The organism is Streptomyces prasinopilosus (assembly GCF_001419695.1).
Taxonomy (GTDB): domain Bacteria; phylum Actinomycetota; class Actinomycetes; order Streptomycetales; family Streptomycetaceae; genus Streptomyces; species Streptomyces prasinopilosus.
This window is the reverse complement of sequence record NZ_LIRG01000234.1, coordinates 1-1330: the sequence shown is the minus strand read 5'-3', so window position 1 is coordinate 1330 and position 1330 is coordinate 1. Positions and strand designations below refer to the sequence as shown.

General features: G+C 71.9%; 1 protein-coding gene. It reads left to right on the top strand.

The annotated features are described in order from the left end of the window. Window positions 1–349 precede the first annotated feature (349 nt). On the top strand, window positions 350–1150 hold the full coding sequence (locus AOK18_RS11315; protein ID WP_055573095.1) for an SGNH/GDSL hydrolase family protein: 801 nt from the start codon (window positions 350–352) through the stop codon (window positions 1148–1150). Window positions 1151–1330: the final 180 nt, after the last annotated feature.

The window sequence follows — 1330 nt, the reverse complement described above, 5'->3', positions numbered from 1 at the left end:
ACCGCACACGACGGCTGGTGACCGCACACGACGGCTGGTGACCACGCGCGAGGGCCGGGAACCGGGCGGGAGGCCGGTGGGCTGACGGCGCGTCCGGGGCGCCGCGTGCTTCAAAGGCGCCGTCGTGACCGTCCCCGGGGGACGGGGTGGCGCCCTCACGGCTCCCGATTCCGCCGATCCGGGAGCCGATTGAAGGTTTGCCCGCGTGCCGAGCGGATCGGCTGAATGATCATTGCGGCATTCCGGACGACTTTCCTCCCGGGCATTACCGGCGGGTAGTTCCCCCTGCTACAAACACGGTTGCCTCATCAACCACTTGCTCGCCCCCTCCCCGGAAGGGCTGATTGTCATGTCAGCGTCATTGCGTTCTCTTCGGGCCGCCGTGCTGGCCCTCACGATGGGTGCCGCGGCCGTGCTCGGCCTGGCGCAGCCGGCCGCGGCAGCGGGCGAGCACTACGTGGCTCTGGGCGACTCCTACTCCTCCGGGGTGGGCGCCGGGAGTTACACCTCCGAGAGCGGGGACTGCAAGCGCAGCACCAAGGCGTACCCCCAGCTCTGGAAGAACGCGAACGCTCCCGCCTCGTTCAAGTTCGTCGCCTGCTCGGGTGCGACGACGACCGGCGTGGCCGGCGGTCAGCTGGGCGCGCTGACGTCGTCGACCACACTCGTCAGCGTCACGGCGGGCGGGAACGACGTCGGCTTCGCGGACGTCATGCAGACCTGCGTGCTGCAGAGCGAGGCGAACTGCGTCAACCGCGTCAACACCGCGGTCTCGCAGATGCAGACCTCCCTGCCGGGCAAGCTCGACTCGCTGTACGGCACCATCCGCGCCCGCTCCCCGCAGGCCCACGTGGTGGTCCTCGGGTACCCCCGCTTCTACAAGCTCTCGGGCACGTGCATCGCCGGGCTCACCGAGACCGAGCGCGGTGCGATCAACAACGCCTCGGACGTGCTGAACGGGGTGATGGCGAAGCGGGCGGCCAACGCCGGGTTCACCTTCTCCGGTGTGGCGGACGAGTTCACCGGACACGAGCTCTGCTCGGGCGACGCCTGGCTGCACAGCGTGTCGGTCCCGATCACCAACTCCTACCACCCGAAGGCCGCCGGCCAGTCGGGGGGCTACCTGCCCGCCTTCCGCTCCGTGGCCTGACGGACCCGGACGTCCCCGCGTACGAGGGCACCCCGCCGCCCCGCCGCCCCGCCGGGCCGGGGGTGCGCGCGTACGACGGCACCGGCCCCGCGGGGCGGCGGGGCGGCGGGGCGCCCTCGTACGCGGGGACGGCCGGCTCCGTCGGGCCACGGAGCGGAAGGCTGGCAGGTAGCCGCCCGA